Below are 18,812 nucleotides of genomic sequence, written 5' to 3' on the forward strand. Positions count from 1 at the left end.
TCAAGACCGGTCACTGGTTCACCCCGTACAGACAGAGCAGACTCTTCATCCGTTCCTCCGCGAGCTTCGGGTCCGGGAACAGGCCGAGGCCGTCGGCGAGTTCGTAGGCGCGGGTGAAGTGCGGCAGGGAGCGGGCCGACTGGAGGCCGCCGACCATCGTGAAGTGCGCTTGGTGCCCCGCGAGCCAGGCCAGGAAGACGACCCCGGTCTTGTAGAAGCGGGTCGGGGCCCGGAAGAGGTGGCGGGACAACTCGACGGTCGGGTCGAGCAGTTCACGGAAGCCGGCCCGGTCGCCCGTGTCGAGGACCCGGACCGCCTCCGCCGCCAGGGGACCGAGCGGGTCGAAGATGCCGAGCAGTGCGTGACTGAAGCCCTTCTCGTCGCCCGCGATCAGTTCGGGGTAGTTGAAGTCGTCGCCGGTGTAGCAGCGCACCCCCTGCGGGAGCCGGCGGCGCAGATCGATCTCCCGCTGGGCGTCCAGCAGGGAGACCTTGATTCCGTCGACCTTGTCCGGGTGCTCGGCGATGACCTCCAGGAAGGTGTCGGTGGCGGCGTCGAGGTCCGCCGACCCCCAGTAGCCCTCCAGCGCCGGGTCGAACATCGGCCCGAGCCAGTGCAGGATCACCGGTTCGGAGGCCTGCCGCAGGAGATGGCCGTACACCTCCAGGTAGTCCTCGGGCCCTTCGGCGGCCGCCGGCAGCGCCCGCGACGCCATCAGGATCGCCTGCGCCCCGGACTCCTCGACGAGCGCGAGCTGCTCCTCGTACGCCGCGCGGATCTCCACGAGTGACCCGCCGGTGATCTGATCGGTGCCGACTCCGCAGGCGATCCGCCCGCCGACCGCCTTCGCCTCGGCGGCGGACCGCCGGATCAGCTCGGCCGCGCCCGCCCAGTCCAGTCCCATTCCGCGCTGTGCGGTGTCCATGGCCTCGGCGACGCCCAGCCCGTGGGACCACAGATGGCGGCGGAAGGCGAGGGTGGCGTCCCAGTCGACGGCGGCCGGCGAGTCGGGCGACACGTCGGCGAACGGATCGGCGACGACATGCGCGGCGGAGAAGACCGTACGGGAGGTGAAGGAACGGCCCGGGGCGAGCGCGAGCGGCTCCGCACGAGGCTCGTAGGCCCGCAACCGGCCGCCACGTCCAGGGAGTCGAATGGTCACAGCGAGATCTCCGGAACCTCGATACGGCGGCCCTCGGCCGAGGACTTCAGGCCCAGTTCGGCGAGTTGGACGCCACGCGCTCCTGCGAGCAGGTCCCAGTGGTACGGCGCGTCGGCGTACACGTGCTTCAGGAACAGCTCCCACTGCGCCTTGAAGCCGTTGTCGAACTCGGCGTTGTCCGGCACCTCCTGCCACTGGTCGCGGAAGACCTCGGTGGCGGGGACGTCCGGGTCCCACACGGGCTTGGGGGTGGCGGACCGGTGCTGGACGCGGCAGTTGCGCAGCCCGGCGACGGCCGACCCCTCCGTCCCGTCGACCTGGAACTCGACGAGCTCGTCCCGGTTGACCCGCACCGCCCAGGAGGAGTTGATCTGGGCGACGGCACCGCCCTCCAGTTCGAAGATGCCGTAGGCGGCGTCGTCAGCGGTGGCGTCGTAGGGCTTGCCGTCCTCGTCCCAGCGCTGCGGAACATGCGTGGCGGCGAGCGCCTGCACGGTCGCGACCCGCCCGAAGAGCTCGTGCAGCACGTACTCCCAGTGCGGGAACATGTCGACGACGATGCCGCCGCCGTCCTCGGCACGGTAGTTCCACGAGGGCCGCTGGGCGGACTGCCAGTCGCCCTCGAAGACCCAGTATCCGAACTCGCCCCGGACGGACAGGATCCGCCCGAAGAACCCGCCGTCGATGAGCCGCTTCAGCTTGAGCAGCCCCGGCAGGAAGATCTTGTCCTGTACGACACCGTGCTTGATCCCCTTCTCATGGGCGAGGCGGGCGAGTTCGAGGGCGCCCTCCAGCCCCGTGGCGGTGGGCTTCTCGGTGTAGATGTGCTTGCCTGCGGCGACGGCCCGCATGATGGCCTCCTCGCGGGCGGAGGTGACCTGGGCGTCGAAGTAGATGTCGACGGTCGGGTCGGCGAGGACCGCGTCCACGTCCGTCGACCAGTGTTCCAGCCCGTGCCGCTCGGCGATCTCGCGCAGGGCGTGCTCACGGCGGCCGACGAGGACCGGTTCCGGCCACAGCACGGTGCCGTCGCCGAGGTCGAGGCCGCCCTGGTCGCGCAGGGCGAGGACCGACCGGACGAGGTGCTGGCGGTAACCCATACGCCCGGTCACGCCGTTCATGGCGATACGCACGGTCTTGCGTGTCACGTCATTCCCTTCGTAGGCGTTCGACGCCTGGATACCGGTCTTCTCTTGCCTTCCCCGGTACTACTGGTAGACCGCACAGCAAGCGCTTTCTACCACAGGAGAAGCTAGCCTCTGACCCATGGTCCGGACAAGGCCGTGTCCACATCGAGTTGTTCGAGGGGGCGAACAAGAGGGGTCGTGGGCCGTAAGGTCTGCTCGAACTGCACAAAACCGTGACCGTGGAACCGTTCCCCGTGCGCGGCCTGTGTATGACGACGTACGCCGCACGTGGACGTACGACGAGAAGCGCGACCGGAGGACGACGAGATGACGGTGACCCTGGCGGACGTGGCGGCCCGCGCCCAGGTCTCGCCCGCGACGGTGTCGCGCGTGCTGAACGGCAACTATCCCGTGGCCGCCTCCACGCGGGAGCGGGTGCTGCGGGCGGTCGACGAGCTGGACTACGTCCTCAACGGCCCGGCGAGTGCCCTCGCGGCGGCGACCTCGGACCTGGTCGGCATCCTGGTCAACGACATCGCGGACCCCTTCTTCGGCATCATGGCGAGCGCGATCCAGGGCGAGATCGGCGGTCCCGGCGGGCGCGCGGGCGGCGAGAGGCTGGCGGTCGTCTGCAACACCGGAGGCTCCCCGGAGCGCGAACTGACCTATCTGACCCTGCTCCAGCGGCAGCGGGCCGCGGCGGTGATCCTCACGGGCGGCGCGGTGGAGGACGAACCGCACGCGGCCGCCATGACGGCCAAGCTCCGCAAGCTGACGGAGGCCGGAACACGGGTGGTCCTGTGCGGACGGCCGCCGGCCCCCGACACCCAGGCCATCGCCCTCACCTTCGACAACCGCGGCGGCGCCCGCCGGCTGACCGAGCACCTGATCGGCCTGGGCCACCGCCGCCTCGGCTACATCGCCGGCCCCGAGGAGCGGACCACGACCCGGCACCGTCTGGAGGGACACCGGGAGGCGCTGGAGGCGGCGGGCATCGAGGAGGACGCGCGCTGGACCGTCCACGGCCGCTACGACCGCCGGTCGGGCTACGAGGCGACGCTCGAACTGCTGCGCAGGGACCCGTCCCTGACGGCGGTGGTGGCCGCGAACGACTCCGTCGCCCTGGGCGCCTGCGCGGCCCTGCGCGACTCCGGCCGCCGCATCCCCGAGGACGTCTCGGTGGCGGGCTTCGACGACCTGCCCTTCAGCCTCGACGCGGTACCGTCCCTGACGACGGTACGCCTGCCCCTCTCCGAGGCCGGAGCCCGAGCGGGCCGCATCGCCATGGGCCGGGAGGAACCCCCGCCCGGCGGAATCGCCACGGTACGCGGAGAACTGATGGTCCGAGCCTCCTCCGGAGTACCGCGGTCCTAGCACCGCCGCACCCCACGACTCGGCCCGCCCTACCCACTCCAGCAGAGACGGAGTGTCCAACAGAGACAGAGCGGAAGCCCTGGGCCACCCACACCCGGCGAGGCGCGACCGCGTCCCCGCGGCCCAACGGCAACCGGACACTCCGCCGGAGCATGGACGCCCCCGTCCCCGTGCCCTAGCCTCGAATCGGCGGTATCTCTGACTGAGTCAAGCATCCGGGGAGCCGAGTGATCATGAGCGTTCAGGACATCCGTGCCTTCAACCGCTTCTACACCAACGTCATCGGCGCCCTCGACTACGGCCGCCACCTCTACGCGCCCTACACCCTCACCGAGTCCCGCGTCCTGTACGAGCTGGCGCACTCCCCGCGCACCGACGCGGCCGATCTGCGCACCGAACTCTCCTTGGACGCCGGTTACTTGAGTCGGATCCTGAACAAGTTCGAGCAGGACGGCCTGGTCGAGCGCTCGGCCTCCGAAACGGATCCGCGGCGGCGGCGCATCGCGCTCACCCCGCGGGGGCGGGAGGCCGCCGAGCTGCTCGACGAGCGGGCCCGGGAGAGCGTCGGCTCGCTGCTCGGCACCGTGCGCCCCGGTGACCGGCCGCGCCTCGCGGAGGCGATGCGGACCATCCGTACCCTCCTGGGGGACAAGGCCGCCCCAGGTCCGGGCGAGGTCGTGCTGCGCGAGCCCGGTCCCGGTGACCTCGGCTGGATCGTGCAGCGCAACGCCGCGCTGTACGCCGCCGAGTACGACTGGAACGCGGACTACGAAGGGCTGGTCGCGCGTATCGTCGCGGACTTCGCGCAGGACCACGACCCGCATCTGGAGCGGGTGTGGATCGCCGAGCTGGGCGGGCGGCCCGTGGGATGCGTGATGTGCGTACGGGACGAGGCCCCGGCCACCGCCCGCCTCCGCCTCCTCCTCGTCGAGCCCGACGCGCGCGGCCTCGGCATCGGCGACCGGCTCGTCGAGGCCGTCATCGACTTCGCGCGCGGTGTCGGCTACCGCGAGCTGGTCCTGTGGACGAACGACGTCCTCTCCGCCGCCCGCCGTATCTACCAGCGCCACGGCTTCGCCCTGGTCACCGAGGAGGCCCACCGCTCCTTCGGCAAGGATCTGACGGGACAGGACTGGCGTCTGGATCTGCACGGATCGGGCGATTGACGAGTAGGGTCCAAACATGAAGCTCGCCTTCTCCACCCTCGGTGTTCCCGGTCTGCCCGTACCTGAGGTACTGGCGCTCGCGACCGCGCACGGCTATCACGGCGTCGAGCTGCGCGCCCATCCGGAGGAGCCGGTGCACATCGGCCTCGGACCGGACGAACGGACCGATGTGGCCGCCGAGTTCAAGGCGGCGGGGATCGAGATCATGGGCATCGCCGGGTACACGCGCGTCGCCGCGCCGGGTGACGACGAACCCGTGCTCGACGAGCTCCGCGGGCTCCTCGATCTCGCCCATGACCTGAGCGCCCCCTTCGTCCGGGTCTTCCCGGGCGCCGCCCCCGGCCGGCCCCGGGAAGAGGCCGACGCCACGGCCGCCCGGCGGCTGGGCACCGCCGCCGAGCACGCCTCCGCACTGGGCGTACGCATCCTGCTCGAAACCCACGACTCGCACCGCACCGGCGCCGACGCGATCCGCGTCCTGGGCCTGGTCGGCCACCGCCAGGTCGGCGCGCTGTGGGACGTGATGCACACCTGGCTGGGCGGCGAGCAGCCCTCGGAGTCCTACGCGGCGCTCGCCCCGTATCTCGGATACGTCCAGGTCAAGGACATCGCCTCGGCCGACGACACCACCCCGCTGCCGCTCGGCGCCGGAGTGCTGCCGCTCACCGAGTGCGTGGACGTGCTCTGCCGGCACAGCTGGGAGGGCTGGCTGTGCTGGGAGTACGAGAAGCGGTGGTACGAGGCGGCACCGCCGCTTCCGGAGCTGCTGGGCAGGGGCCGGGAACATCTCGCACGACTGCTCACCGACGCCGCCTGAGACTCCCTCCCCAGTACCTGAGACTCCCTCCCCGGTAATTGGTTGGCCCGCCCCGCAGCCCCGCGGTTAGCCTCCCCCGGGTGACTCACCCACCCGCCTCGCCGCACCCCGTCATGCCCTCATGAGCCTGACGAGGCTGACCGGCCTGACACGCCTGTCGCGTTCCCTCATCGACGTCACGCCCCTGCGCACCTCCCCCGTCTTCCGGCGGCTGCTGATCGGCCGGACGGTGTCCTCGCTCGGTGGCTTCATGACCATGGTCACCGTCATGTACCAGGTCTGGGACATGACCCACAGCGCGGCCTGGAGCGGTGCGATCGGGTTGGCGCAGGCGCTGCCGCTGGTGGTGTTCGGGCTGTTCGCCGGGGCCTGGGTGGACCGGGCCGACCGGCGCCGGGTCTTTCTGACGGCGACCGTCGGCCAGGCGGCCTGCTCCGTGCTGCTCGCCGTGCAGGGCTTCACCGGGCACGTCCCGGTGTCCGCCGTCCTCGCCCTGGTGGCCACGCAGTCGGCCTTCGGCGCGCTCGGCGCACCGGCGGCGGGCGTCTTCGTCCCCCGACTGCTGCCCAAGGACCAGGTGGCCGCGGGACTGGCCCTCAACCAGATCACCGGCAAGTCGATGATGCTGGCCGGCCCCGCACTGGGGGGTGTGCTGCTGGGCTCGCTGGGCATCGGCGCCTGCTACCTCCTGGACGCCCTGAGCTTCGCCCTCGCCTTCTACGGCGCCTTCGGCCTGCCCGCGCTGCCACCCGAGGGCGAGCCGTCGCGGGCGGGCCTGCACGGGGTGCTGGACGGGCTGCGCTTCCTGGCCCGGCACCGGGTGGTGCGGGGCGCGCTGATCACCGACCTGGCCGCGACCGTGCTGTCCTTCCCGACCAGCCTCTTCCCCCTGGTCAACGCCGAGCGCTTCGGCGACAACCCGCGCACCCTGGGCCTCCTCCTCTCCGCGATGGCGATCGGCGGCATCGGGGCGACGGCCCTGTCCGGCTCGGTGACCCGGCTCGGCCGGCCGGGCCGGGTGATGCTGTGCGGGGCGGGGACCTGGGGCGCCGCACTCGTCCTGTTCGGCATGTCCACCGACCCGTGGACCGGCCTCGGCCTCCTGGTCGTGGCCGGAGCGGCCGACGCCCTGTCCGTGGTCTCGCGCTCGACGATCGTGCAGACCCGTACCCCCGACGCCCTGCTGGGCCGGGTCACGGCGGCGGAGACGATCGTCGGCCAGGCGGGCCCCAGCCTCGGCAACGTGCGCGGCGGTCTGGTGGCCGGCTGGACCTCCGGTGCCACCGCCCTGATCACCGGCGGGCTGCTGTGCCTGCTGGCGGTCGGCGCGGTGGGCGCCACGACACCGGAGCTGCGCGACGGGGCTAGTGCGCCGCCGGACGAGCGGTGAGCGGCGCGGAGGCTTCCAGGCACCACTCCAGTACGGCGGGCCAGGAGCCGTAGCCCGCGACGAGGTCGAGATGGCCGGCGCCCGGGATGATCTCGGTGGGGATGCCGAGCGGGTCGCCGTAGAGGGTGCGCGCGCCCTCGGGGCAGTACGGGTCGTCGTCGCCGGCGACGAGCCGGGTGGGCCCGGGGAGGGCGAAGTCCGGGGCGGGCGGCACGAACCCGGCGATCTCCGGATGCCGTACGAGCACGGAGGCGGACGGCGGCGCGACGAGCAGCACCCGGTCGGCCGCCCGTTGCTCCTGCATGCCGCGGGCGGCCGCGTGCAGCCAGAGCACGGCGGAGGCGCTGTGCGCGAGGACGACGCGTTCCCCGGCCGGGTCGAGCCCGCCGAGGTGGCGGGCCAGTTCGCCGAGCCAGACGTCGAGGTCCGGGTCGTCGGGGTCGGGCAGTTGCGGATAGGTGACCCGGTGTCCCAGCTCGGTGAGCCGGTCGGCCAGCCAGTGCTGCCAGTGGTCCGCGGGGCGGCGGTTCTGCCAGCCGTGCAGGATGAGGTAGGAGCCCGGAGTGTGCTTGGTCATGCGTTCGATGATCCCAGTGACCCCAGTGAACCCAGTGCGGCCCTCAGGTTCCCGAAGGCCCCGTGGAACCCGGGGAACGTCTTCCGCACGCACCCGGGTTCGTCGAACGACACTCCCGGCACCCGAAGTCCCGTCACCGCGAAGGACATGACGATGCGGTGGTCGCCGTAGGACTTGAGCTGGACGTCGGGCAGGGGTTCGCCGGGCTGGATCTCGATCCGGTCGGGGCCGGTGGACACGGAGATCCCCAGCCGCCGGAGGTTCTCCGCGCAGGCGTCCAGCCGGTCGCACTCCTTCACCCGCGTGTTGGCCACGTCCTCGATGCGGACCGGGCCGGAGGCGAAGGGCGCGATCGCGGCCAGCGTGGGCATCGTGTCGGAGATGTCCCGCATGTTGACCGTCAGGCCCCTCAGCACCCCCGTCCCCCGCACCGTCGTGCGGTCGGGTCCGATCTCCACCTCGGCACCCATCCTGCGCAGTACGTCCACGAAGGCCAGGTCCCCCTGGAGGGCACCGGCGCCCAGCCCGGGGACGGTGACCTCCGCGCCCGGGGTGACGGCCGCCGCCGCGAAGAAGTAGCTCGACGTCGACGCGTCCGGCTCCACCGCGTATGTCGTGGCCCGGTAGCCGCCCGGCCCGACCACGAAGACGTCGCCCTCCCGCCGTACTTCGGCCCCGAACTCCCGCATCATCGCGATGGTGATCTCCACGTACGGCGCCGAGACCAGGTCCGTCACCCGGATCCGCAGGCCCTTGCGGGTCAGCGGGCCCAGCAGGAGCAGGGCCGTCAGGTACTGGGACGACTGGCCCGCGTCCAGGACCACCTCGCCGCCCTCGACGCCCGCCGCCTCGATGCGCAGCGGGTGGTGCCCCTCCGCCTCCTCGTGGCGCAGGTCCACGCCGAGGTCGCGCAGGGCCCGGGTCAGCGGGGCCAGGGGACGGCGGCGCATCTGGGGCGAGGCGTCGAAGCGGTAGCTGCCGTGGCCGGCCGCGGCCAGGGTGGGCAGGAAGCGGGCCGTGGTCGCGCCGTCGCGGCAGTAGACGTCGGCCTCGGGCAGCGCGGGGCCCTCGGGGCGGCCGTCGATCTGCCAGGTGTCCGGGGTGCGGCCCACGCGGTAGCCGAGCCGGGTCAGGCCCTCGGCGAAGCCCTCGGTGTCGTCCGAACGAAGCGGGCGTACGAGGGTGGTGACTCCGTCGGCCGCGGCCGCGAGGAAGAGGGCGCGGGCGGTGATGGACTTGGAACCGGGGATGTCGACTACGGGCATGCCCACATGATCCGGTCAACGGCCCGGCGTGTGCCGGTGCGTCCGCCGACTGGACCGCGCGCCGTCGCACGCGCCTCCCCCGGCACCCCCGCCACCCCTTCACCGACTTGCGGGAATCCACCCGGGCGGGGGAACCCTGCCCCACCCCGGTCCGTCCAACCCGCAGGCTGCCGGACGAGTCTCCGCGGTGCGGTGTCGGCCTCGCTGCTGGCTGCGATCGCTGACCACCCTCTCCGCCGCACTGCGGCCGGCAGCACGCCGTCATCGGCGCGCCCCCCTCCAACTGCGCCGATGGCGGCCCCGGTCTGGTTACTGTGCATTCCCTTGACTGGCAGAAACTTCCTGGATATGGGTGACTTCTCGGAAGTTTCCTTCAGTGATCTCCGAAAGGAGCGCACGTGCCCGACACCAGCACGGGAAGCACAGGAAGCACCGCACGTCCGTCCAGACGAACCGTCCTCGCCGCCACCGCCGGCGTCACCGCCTCGCTGACGGTCGGCGGTACCGCGAACGCCGCCGGTCCCGGCGAAATGAGGCTCCGCGCCCTCATCTCCCGCATGACGCTGGAGGAGAAGGTCGGCCAGCTCTTCGTGATGCGGGTCTACGGCCACTCCGCCACCGCCCCCGACCAGGCCGACATCGACGCCAACCTCAAGGAGATCGGCGTACGCACGGCCGCCGAACTGATCGCCAAGTACCGCGTCGGCGGCATCATCTACTTCACCTGGGCCCACAACACCCGCGATCCCCACCAGATCGCCGATCTGTCCAACGGCATCCAGCGGGCCTCGCTGGAACAGCCCCGCGGGCTCCCCCTCCTCGTCGCCACCGACCAGGAGCACGGCATCGTCTGCCGGGTCGGCAAGCCCGCCACGCTCTTCCCGGGCGCCATGGCCATGGGGGCCGGCGGCTCCCGCGCCGACGCCCGCGCCCTCGGCCGGATCTCCGGCGCCGAACTGCGCGCCATCGGCATCAACCAGGACTACTCCCCCGACGCCGATGTGAACGTCAACCCGGCCAACCCGGTCATCGGCGTACGGTCCTTCGGCGCCGATCCGGACGCGGTCGCCGGGCTGGTGGCGGCCGAGGTGACGGGATATCAGTCGGCGCGGGTCGCGGCCACCGCCAAGCACTTCCCGGGCCACGGCGACACCGCCGTGGACAGCCACTACGGCTTCCCGGTCATCACGCACAGCCGGGAGTTGTGGGAGCGGCTGGACGCGGTGCCCTTCCGGGCGGCGATCAGGGCGGGCATCGACTCGATCATGACCGCGCACATCCAGTTCCCGGCGCTGGACGACTCCGGCGACCCGGCCACGCTCTCCCACCCCATCCTCACCGGCATCCTCCGTGAGGAACTGGGCTACGACGGAGTCGTCGTCACCGACTCGCTCGGCATGGAGGGCGTGCGCACGAAGTACGGGGACGACCGGGTGCCGGTGCTCGCCCTGAAGGCGGGAGTCGACCAGCTCCTCAACCCGCCCAACCTGAGCGTGGCGTGGAACGCCGTCCTCAAGGCCGTACAGAACGGCGAGCTCACCGAGGCGCGGCTCGACGAATCGATCCTGCGCATCCTGCGGCTGAAGGCGAGGCTGGGGATCCTCGACCAGCCGTACGTCAGCCCGTCCGGCATCGACCACGTGGTCGGTACGGCGGCGCACCTCGCGATGGCCGACCGTATCGCCGAGCGGACGACGACCCTCCTGGTCAACGAGGGCGGAGTCCTGCCGCTGTCCCGTCTGACGCACCACAAGATCCTGGTCGTCGGCGCCGATCCCGCCTCCCCGTCCGGCACCACGGGCCCGCCCACCTCGGTGCTGGCCGCCGCCCTCACCGAACTCGGCTTCACGGCCACCGCCCTGCCGACCGGCACGGCCCCCTCCGCCGCGACCATCGCCAAGGCGGTCACGGCGGCGCGGGACGCGGACGCGGTGGTCGTCGGGACGTACAACGTCACGGCGGCCGGCAGCCAGAAGACGCTGGTGGAACAGCTGGTGGCGACCGGGAGGCCGGTGGTGGCGATCGCGGTCCGCAACCCGTACGACGTCGCCCAGCTCCCCTCCGTCCAGGGCTGCCTGGCCACCTACTCCTGGACCGACGTCGAACTGCGCGCCGCCGCGCGGGTCGTCGCCGGGCGGGTCGCACCGCGCGGGAAGCTGCCGGTACCGGTGCAGCGGGCGGACGATCCGACACAGGTGCTGTACCCCATCGGCCATGGGCTGTCGTACTAGGCGTACGTCGCACACCGGGCGTACCACCGCCGACAGGCGGAAAGCCTCCCACACCGCTGGCGTGTGCCCGCCGTCGCGGGCCACGCTGTGCGGGGGTGTCTGGGGGGATCGCCATGCGCGGGAGACGGTCGGTGGGGGTGGTGTGCGCACTGCCGGCACTGGTCGTCGCCCTGATGACGACCGGCTGCCAGCGCTCGCAGGGCCCCGGCGAGCCCGTCGCGAGACCGACGCCCGCCCGAACCTCCGGATACGGCGTCCAGTTCCTCGCGACCCACGAGTGCAGTTCCTTCGGCACGACGAGCGTCACCGAGGTCCCCTGCACCAGTGAGCGTGCGGCCGCACGGGTCGTCGCCCGCTACGACGGCAGGATGGGCGACGGTCCCCTCTGCCCGGCCACGACCGACTTCGTGCTCCACATCAGCGAGCAGCGCCCGTCGAGCGACGAGGACGGCGACGGGGCGATCCCGCGGGGCTACGCCTGTATGCGCAACCTCGAACCGCCGCACCCCGGCGACCCCGGCGGCGGGGGCGGCCCCCGCACCATCGTCGGCGACTGTGTCTACGGCTCCGGCGACGGCCAGGTCCGGGAGACGGCCTGCGACGGCTCGGGCAGACGGAAGCCGCAGTACAAGGTCGTCGAGGCGGTGGCCGGCCGCACCGAGTGCCCCGCGTCGACGGCCCTGTACGTGCAGCTCGGGGGTCCGGAGCCGGTGGGATGCGCACGGCCCGTGTGACATCCCACCGGTCCCACCGGTCCCCTCAACGGCACACCGCTACGGCCGAAGCACGGGCTCCCGCTCCACGTCGGCCCTGTCCAGCTTCGCGTCGTAGCGGGCCAGCGGCTTCGCCGCCGACGGGTTCGCCTGTACCGCGGGCGACGCGACCCCCGCCCACTCCAGGATGCGGGCCGTGGCCAGGGCCTTCTGGTCGGGCACCAGGCCCGCGACGTTCGCGCCGTGGTTCAGGCCGGGCGCGGTGAAGACGTAGGAGTCACGGGCGCCCGCGCCCAGCCGGAAGCGCTCCGAACCCCACGGGTCGTTCTGGCCGTAGACGAAGAGCATGTGGTGGGCGCGGTGGCGGACCCAGGTGTCCACGTCACGCATGACGGCCGGCTGCCAGCGCATCGGGATCGAGCGCGGTACGAAGTTCCGCGGGGGCTGGTAGCCGTAGCGGATCAGGCCCTTCTCGATGTGCGGGAAGTGGATCGTGGGCGCGCCGAGTTGGGTGCCGGCCTGGTAGTAGTACGGGGTGTAGGTCTCCAGGCCCTGGTCGGCGTAGGCGGAGAAGCCGGAGATCGTGTCGATGGAGGTCCAGATCTCGTCGTCGGTCGCCCGCGCCGCGTTGGCGGGGATCTTGTCGCAGTCGGACAGCAGGCTGTACTGCCAGAAGCCCCAGACGTAGTCGAGGACGACCGCCTCGTAGGCGCGGTCCAGGCCGCCGACGGTGGTGAAGGTGAGGCCGTTGGCGGCGGCGTACGCCTCGTACTTCTTCTCCAGGGGCGCTCGGCGCACCAGCGCCTCGCGCTGGACCGCGTTCAGCCGGTCCCGGCACTCCTTGGTGCCGACGTTCTCGAAGAAGCGGTCGTAGGCCGAATCCTCCTTGTTCACCACGTCGTTGGGGGCCACGTACGCGACCACGCCGTCCATGTCGCGCGGGTAGAAGCGCTCGTAGTAGGTGGCGGTCATGCCGCCCTTCGAGCCGCCCGTCGCCAGCCAGTTGCCCGTGTAGAGCGGCTTGAGGGCCTCGAAGACGCGGTGCTGGTCGCTCGCCGCCTGCCAGATGTCGAGCTTGGTCCAGTCGGCGGGGTCGGGGCGGGACGGGGTGAAGAAGCGGTACTCCAGGGAGACCTGGTTGCCGTCCACGATCTGGGTCGGCTCGCGGCGGCCGGGGTTCGTGGAGACGTTGTAGCCGCTGGTGTAGAAGACCGTCGGGCGGCTGACGTCCTTGTGCAGCACGGTGATCCGCTGCTGGAACGTGCCCTTCGACGGATGTCGGTGGTCGATCGGCTGGGTGTAGTTCAGGACGAAGTAGCGATAGCCGTCGTAAGGCTTCTCCTGGATCAGGCTGATCCCCGGTATCGCGAGCAGCCGGTCCTTGATGTCGACGTCCGTGCCGCCCGTGGCGTCGGCGGCGGTGGCCGCTCCCGCCGTGCTCAGCGTGCCTAGAAACACCATGAGCGCGAGCAGCCATCTGAGTGCCTTGCGCATGCACACTCCCCTGTGAGACAGATGTGCGCCGGAAACTATCGGAGCAACATCCGTCACACCAGGGGGAATTGAGCTAGCGCCGGATCAGCACAGGATCCAGCCGGAACTCACCTTGCCCGCACCCACCGAGCCCTTCACCCATACGCAGCGGTGACCGGCGTGCACCGTCACCGGGCCCGCGCGGTACGCGAAGCGGCCCTTGTCGACGACCGGGCGGTTGCCGCGGGCCTGCACGCTGACCGACATCGAGCGCTTGGTCCCGGGATGGTCGGGCACGGTGACGGCGCAGACGTAGCCGTTGCTCCGGTAGACGAGCACGGTGCCGGTGGAGAAGGGCAGGGTCTTCACCTTGCGCCCGGTGCAGGAGCCGTCCGCCGCCTGGGCGCTGCCCGGTGCCACGAGCGCGAGCACTCCGGACGCGGCCAGCACGGCCGCGCCGAGCGCCAGCCGTCGGCGTATCGCACCACTGTCCACTGTCGTCCCTCCCGTACCGCAGTCTTGCATCCATCGATGTACGTACTGATGTACGGACGCACGACATATGTCGGATGGTTGCGCGACCGTCGGAAGTGCCCGCCCCCGGACGTCAGCGGGACACGCCCACCGGCTCCTCGGGTTCGGCCCGGCCCACGAAAGTGCGCCACAACTCCGCGTAGTGTCCGCCGAGTCGGAGCAGCTCCTCGTGCGTTCCGTCCTCCACCACCCGCCCGTGGTCCATGACCACGACCCGGTCCGCACGGGCGGCGGTGGTGAGGCGGTGGGCGACGACCAGTGTCGTCCGACGGCCGGCGAGACGGTCCGTGGCCTGGTTGACCAGGGCTTCCGTGGCCAGGTCCAGGGCCGCCGTCGCCTCGTCGAGGAGCAGGACGTCCGGGTCGACCAGTTCGGCGCGGGCGAGTGCGATCAGCTGGCGCTGGCCCGCCGAGAGGTTGCGGCCGCGCTCGGCGACCTCGTGGAGGTAGCCGCCCTCCAGCGTGGCGATCATGTCGTGGGCGCCGACCGCCCGCGCCGCCGCCTCGACCTGGGCGTCGGTGGCGTCGGGCCGGCCGTAGGCGATGGCGTCGCGCACGGTGCCCTGGAAGAGGTACGCCTCCTGCGGGACGACGCCCAGGCGGTGCCGGTACGACGTGAGGTCGAGCGCCCGCAGATCCGTGCCGTCGACCGTCACCCGGCCGCCCGTCGGGTCGTAGAACCGCGCCACCAGCTTGACCAGGGTCGACTTGCCCGCCCCCGTCTCGCCGACGAAGGCGACGGTCTGGCCGGCCGGGATCGTCAACTCTATGCCGCTGAGCGCCTCTTCGTCGGCGCCGTACGCGAAGCGCACGTCCTCGAAGGCGATCTCGCCCCTCAGCGAGCGGACTTCGAGCGGCTCGTCGGCGGGGCTGGTGGAGGTCGGCTCCCGGAGCAGCTCCTGGATGCGGCCGAGGGAGACGGTGGCCTGCTGGTAGCCGTCGAAGACCTGGGAGAGCTGCTGGACGGGGGCGAAGAAGAGGTCGATGTAGAGCAGATAGGCGACCAGTGCGCCCGTGGTGAGCGTCGCCGCCTCGATCCGGTGGGCACCCGCGATGAGGACCGCGGCGGCCGCGACCGACGACAGCAGCTGGACGAAGGGGAAGTAGACGGATATCAGCCACTGACCGCGGATCCTGGCGCGCCGGTAGGCGTCGCTGCGCTCCGCGAACCGCCGTCCGCCGTCCCGCTCGCGCCGGAAGGCCTGCACGATCCGCAGCCCGGAGACGGACTCCTGGAGGTCGGCGTTGACCACCGACACGCGTTCACGGGCGAGTTCGTACGCCTTCACGCTCGCCCGGCGGAAGAAGAAGGTGGCGACGATCAGCGGGGGCAGCGTCGCGAAGACGACCAGCGCCAGCTGTACGTCGAGCACCAGCAGGACGCCCATGATGCCGAAGAAGGTGACGAGCGAGACGAACGCCGTGACCAGACCGGTCTGCAGGAACGTCGACAGGGCGTCCACGTCCGTCGTCATCCGGGTCATGATCCGGCCGGTCAGCTCGCGCTCGTAGTAGTCGAGGCCCAGCCGCTGGAGCTGGGCGAAGATCTTCAGGCGGAGGGCGTAGAGGACGCGTTCGCCGGTGCGTCCGGTGATCCGCGTCTCGCCGATCTGGGCCGTCCACTGGACGAGTACGGCGAGCAGGGCGAGCAGGGACGCCGACCAGACCGCGCCGAGGGCGAGCCGGGTGACGCCCTGGTCGATGCCGTGCCGGATCAGGATCGGCAGCAGCAGTCCCATGCCGGCGTCCACGGCGACCAGCAGCAGGCCGGCGAGGAGGGGCAGGCCGAAGCCGCGGAGCAGCCGGGTCAGCCCGTAGGAGTTCTCCGGCCGGACCGCCCTCGTCTCGTCGACGTCGGGGGTGTCGGTCGCCGGGGGCAGCGCCTCGACCAGGGTGAGGAGTTCGGGAGTGGCCGGGGAGTCGGCCAGCGCCTGGTCCTTGGGCCGGCGGTCGCCGGTCCACAGATGGGGGGTCACCGCGCGTTCGGCGTCGAACTCGGCGTCCAACTCTTCACGGACGCTGGTGTCCTCGTGCGGCAGGGCGGGCTCGGTGTGGCCCGGGGAGACGCCGCCCAGCTCGTCGGGATCGGTGAGCAGGCGACGGTAGAGGGCGGATCGTTCCTGCAGTTCCTGGTGGGTGCCGATGTCGGCCAGACGGCCGCCGTCGAGGACGGCGATGCGGTCGGCGAGGTTGAGGGTGGAGCGGCGGTGCGCGATGAGCAGGGTCGTACGGCCCTCCATGACCTGCTTCAGCGCCTCGTGGATCTCGTGCTCCACGCGCGCGTCCACCGCGGAGGTCGCGTCGTCGAGGACCAGCAGACGCGGGTCGGTCAGGATCGCGCGGGCGAGCGCGACGCGCTGGCGCTGGCCGCCGGAGAGGGTGAGGCCGTGCTCGCCGACCGTGGTGTCGTAACCCTCGGGCAGCTCGGCGATGAAACGGTCCGCCTGGGCGGCACGGGCGGCCTTCTCGATCTCCTCCTGCGTCGCGTCGGGGCGGCCGTACGCGATGTTGTTGCGCACGCTGTCCGAGAACAGGAAGGAGTCCTCGGGGACCAGGCCGATCGCGGCCCTGAGGGAGTCCAGGGTCAGCTCGCGCACATCGTGGCCGCCGACCAGGACGGCGCCGTGGGTGACGTCGTAGAAGCGCGGGAGGAGCAGGGAGACCGTGGACTTGCCGGAGCCGGAGGAGCCGACGACCGCGAGGGTCTCGCCGGGGCGGATCTCGAAGCTGAGCCCTTCGAGCACCGGGCCGGCTGCGCCGGGTGCGTCGCCGTACCCGAAGGACACGTCGTCGAACTCGACCGTCGCGGGCGCGTCCGCGGGGAGGGTCTTGGTGCCCTCCTCGAACGTCGGGGCGGTGTCGATCAGCTCCAGCACGCGCTCGGTGCTCGCACGGGCCTGCTGGCCGACCGTGAGGACCACGGCGAGCATCCTGACCGGGCCGACGAGCTGGGCGAGATAGGTGGAGAAGGCGACGAAGGTGCCGAGGGTGATGTGGCCGCGCACGGCGAGCCAGCCGCCCAGCGCCAGCATCGCGACCTGGCCGAGCGCGGGGACGGCCTGGAGGGCCGGGGTGAACCTGCTGTTCAGCCGGATGGTGCGCAGCCGCCCGGCGAAGAGGCGGCGGCCGACCTCCCGCAGCTTCCCGGTCTCCTGGTCCTCCTGCCCGAAGCCCTTCACCACGCGTACGCCGCTGACGGCGCCGTCGACCACACCCGCGACGGCGGCCGCCTGGGCCTGGGCGTACCAGGTGGCGGGGTGCAGGCGGGTGCGGCTGCGCCTGGCTATCCAGCCCAGCGCGGGCGCCACGGCGAGGGCGACCAGGGTCAGCGGGAGCGACAGCCAGGCCATGATCACCAGGGAGATCAGGAACAGCAGGACGTTGCCGATGGTCATCGGCAGCATGAAGAGCAGGCCCTGGATCAGCTGGAGGTCGCTGGTGGCGCGGCCCACCACCTGGCCGGTGGACAGCTCGTCCTGACGGCGGCCGTCGAGGCGGGTGATCGTGCCGTACATCTCGGTCCGCAGGTCGTGCTGGACGTCGAGGGCGAGACGGCCGCCGTAGTAGCGGCGGATGTAGGTGGAGACATAGACGAGGACGGCGGCGCCGATCAGGGCGCCGGCCCAGGGGGCCATGGAGCGGCTGTGGTCGCCGACCACATCATCGATGATCACCTTGGTGATCAGCGGGACCAGCGCCATGACGGCCATACCGGCCAGCGAGGAGCCGAGGGCGAGGACCACGTCCTTCGGGTAGCGCCAGGCATAACCCACGAGTCGCCGTGCCCAGCCCTGTGTATCCCCCTGCTGCGCTGCCACGCCGGTGCCCTCCGTTGAAAATGACGTCCCGGAAGGCACCAACGCACGCAGAAGCGGATTTCATCCCTCCGCAACACATGGAAACGATCGGACGCGTATCCGCGGGTGGGTCAGACGCGTATCCGCAGGTAGTAGAACCGCGTCGTCTGTGCGGCGTTCTGGTTGTCGTCGCTGACCAGCAGGACCTTCAGACGGCCGGTGCGGTCACGTCCCGTGATCGTCATGCCCTCGATGTTGTCCAGCAGGGGGTTGGGCTGGGGCTGCTTGGCCGTGGCGCCGAGGGACGGGCAGTCGGCGATGTCCGCGAGCAGGGTCTTCTTGATCAGGTGAACGTCCGGTTGCCCCGTCAGGTTCTCGACGCCGCTGGTGTCCGTGGCACGGCCGAGGTCGGCCCGGTAGAGGCGGACGGTGTTGCCGACGCCCGCGGTGAAGCCGCGCTCCAGGACGAGGAGGCGGCCGTCCGGGGTGGCCTGGACCTCGGGGACGCCGAGGCCTGCGTCGGTGCGGTAGGCGTACTGGGCGGCGAGCTCGAAGCGGCCGTGGTGACGCTTCCAGGTCTGGAAGCGGACGAGGCCGGCGGAGTCCCCGGAGATCGCGTACTCCATGGAGGCGAGCAGGGTGCGGCCGCCGGGCAGCAGGGTCAGGCCCTCGAAGGTCTGGTTGCCCGTCGCGCGGCCGGCCGGGGCGACCAGCAGGGAGGACGGGACCGGGAGGCGGTCGAGGATCTTCCCGTCGCGGGAGTAGCGGCGGACGGAGGGCTCGGTCTCGGAGGTGATGAGCCGGGTGCCGTCCCGGTCGATGACCAGCCCCTCGGAGTCGAGGTCGGCGCCCTTCTCGTCGGCCAGGTGGACGGCCGAGGCCGGCTGGAGCGTCTTCGGGTCCAGATCGAAGAGGGAGGAGCGGTCCTCCAGGGCGGCCAGCGAGCCGTCCCAGTCCATGGCGAGGGCGGAGAAGTTGCCGACGAAGGTGCCGTCGTACGTCGTCTTGTCGAGCGCGTCGGAGAAGCGGTCGATGGAGACGGAGGGCGAACAGGCGTTGTCCGCGAGGGAGTCGGCACCGGCGGGCCCGGCGGCGGCCAGACAAGTGGCCGCCGCCAGGCCGGCGGTGAGGGTGGCGAGTACGGTTCTCAGGCGCATGGGCGTCACCGTAGGGCGGCCCGGTGACGT

The 18,812-nt window shown here is 71.6% G+C and carries 14 protein-coding genes; 6 read left to right on the forward strand and 8 right to left on the reverse strand.

Going from position 1 to position 18,812, the window contains the following annotated elements:
- Positions 1-10: 10 nt before the first annotated feature.
- Complete coding sequence (locus AB0I54_RS09175) at positions 11-1,162, reverse strand: dihydrodipicolinate synthase family protein (protein ID WP_363295275.1); 1,152 nt, start codon at positions 1,160-1,162, stop codon at positions 11-13.
- Positions 1,159-2,310, reverse strand: a complete 1,152-nt coding sequence (locus tag AB0I54_RS09180) for a Gfo/Idh/MocA family oxidoreductase (protein ID WP_363295276.1) — start codon at positions 2,308-2,310, stop codon at positions 1,159-1,161. Before AB0I54_RS09180 ends, AB0I54_RS09175 begins: the two co-directional genes overlap by 4 nt.
- A 306-nt stretch (positions 2,311-2,616) precedes the next feature.
- Here AB0I54_RS09180 and AB0I54_RS09185 point away from each other — a divergent pair, with 306 nt between their 5' ends.
- The 4 genes from AB0I54_RS09185 to AB0I54_RS09200 all read left to right on the forward strand — a co-directional run bounded on the left by AB0I54_RS09185 (position 2,617) and on the right by AB0I54_RS09200 (position 7,036).
- Entirely contained in the window at positions 2,617-3,663 is a 1,047-nt protein-coding gene (locus tag AB0I54_RS09185; RefSeq protein ID WP_363295277.1) for a LacI family DNA-binding transcriptional regulator, read from the forward strand.
- Between the two features lie 233 nt (positions 3,664-3,896).
- The gene (locus AB0I54_RS09190) at positions 3,897-4,829 is read left to right on the forward strand and encodes a bifunctional helix-turn-helix transcriptional regulator/GNAT family N-acetyltransferase (RefSeq protein WP_363295278.1); all 933 of its coding nucleotides are present in this window, start codon (positions 3,897-3,899) and stop codon (positions 4,827-4,829) included.
- 16 nt (positions 4,830-4,845) lie between these two features.
- Positions 4,846-5,646, forward strand: a complete 801-nt coding sequence (locus AB0I54_RS09195; protein WP_363295279.1) for a sugar phosphate isomerase/epimerase family protein — start codon at positions 4,846-4,848, stop codon at positions 5,644-5,646.
- 121 nt (positions 5,647-5,767) lie between these two features.
- Positions 5,768-7,036: an MFS transporter gene (locus AB0I54_RS09200; RefSeq protein WP_363295280.1), complete on the forward strand. Its 1,269-nt coding sequence runs from the start codon at positions 5,768-5,770 to the stop codon at positions 7,034-7,036.
- Here the strand turns inward: AB0I54_RS09200 and AB0I54_RS09205 are convergent.
- Positions 7,011-7,613: an alpha/beta hydrolase gene (locus AB0I54_RS09205; RefSeq protein ID WP_363295281.1), complete on the reverse strand. Its 603-nt coding sequence runs from the start codon at positions 7,611-7,613 to the stop codon at positions 7,011-7,013. The genes AB0I54_RS09200 and AB0I54_RS09205 overlap by 26 nt on opposite strands.
- Positions 7,610-8,878, reverse strand: a complete 1,269-nt coding sequence (gene aroA, locus AB0I54_RS09210) for a 3-phosphoshikimate 1-carboxyvinyltransferase (protein ID WP_363295282.1) — start codon at positions 8,876-8,878, stop codon at positions 7,610-7,612. The genes AB0I54_RS09205 and aroA overlap by 4 nt, the downstream gene beginning before the upstream one ends.
- 398 nt (positions 8,879-9,276) lie before the next feature.
- Here aroA and AB0I54_RS09215 point away from each other — a divergent pair, with 398 nt between their 5' ends.
- The gene (locus AB0I54_RS09215; RefSeq protein WP_363295283.1) at positions 9,277-11,109 is read left to right on the forward strand and encodes a glycoside hydrolase family 3 protein; all 1,833 of its coding nucleotides are present in this window, start codon (positions 9,277-9,279) and stop codon (positions 11,107-11,109) included.
- A gap of 113 nt (positions 11,110-11,222) precedes the next feature.
- Entirely contained in the window at positions 11,223-11,843 is a 621-nt protein-coding gene (locus tag AB0I54_RS09220; RefSeq protein ID WP_363295285.1) for a hypothetical protein, read from the forward strand.
- 39 nt (positions 11,844-11,882) lie between these two features.
- Here the strand turns inward: AB0I54_RS09220 and AB0I54_RS09225 are convergent, their stop codons facing one another.
- From AB0I54_RS09225 to AB0I54_RS09240, 4 genes are all read right to left on the reverse strand, one after another.
- The gene (locus tag AB0I54_RS09225) at positions 11,883-13,316 is read right to left on the reverse strand and encodes an aminopeptidase (RefSeq protein WP_363295286.1); all 1,434 of its coding nucleotides are present in this window, start codon (positions 13,314-13,316) and stop codon (positions 11,883-11,885) included.
- Between the two features lie 84 nt (positions 13,317-13,400).
- Positions 13,401-13,790, reverse strand: coding sequence for a hypothetical protein (locus tag AB0I54_RS09230; RefSeq protein WP_363295287.1), 390 nt, complete (start codon positions 13,788-13,790; stop codon positions 13,401-13,403).
- Between the two features lie 112 nt (positions 13,791-13,902).
- On the reverse strand, positions 13,903-17,646 hold the full coding sequence (locus tag AB0I54_RS09235; protein ID WP_363295288.1) for an ABC transporter ATP-binding protein: 3,744 nt from the start codon (positions 17,644-17,646) through the stop codon (positions 13,903-13,905).
- A 110-nt stretch (positions 17,647-17,756) separates the two neighbouring features.
- The gene (locus AB0I54_RS09240) at positions 17,757-18,782 is read right to left on the reverse strand and encodes an esterase-like activity of phytase family protein (RefSeq protein ID WP_363295289.1); all 1,026 of its coding nucleotides are present in this window, start codon (positions 18,780-18,782) and stop codon (positions 17,757-17,759) included.
- Positions 18,783-18,812: the final 30 nt, after the last annotated feature.

It is taken from the genome of Streptomyces sp. NPDC050625 (genome assembly GCF_040654755.1).
Lineage (GTDB): Bacteria > Actinomycetota > Actinomycetes > Streptomycetales > Streptomycetaceae > Streptomyces.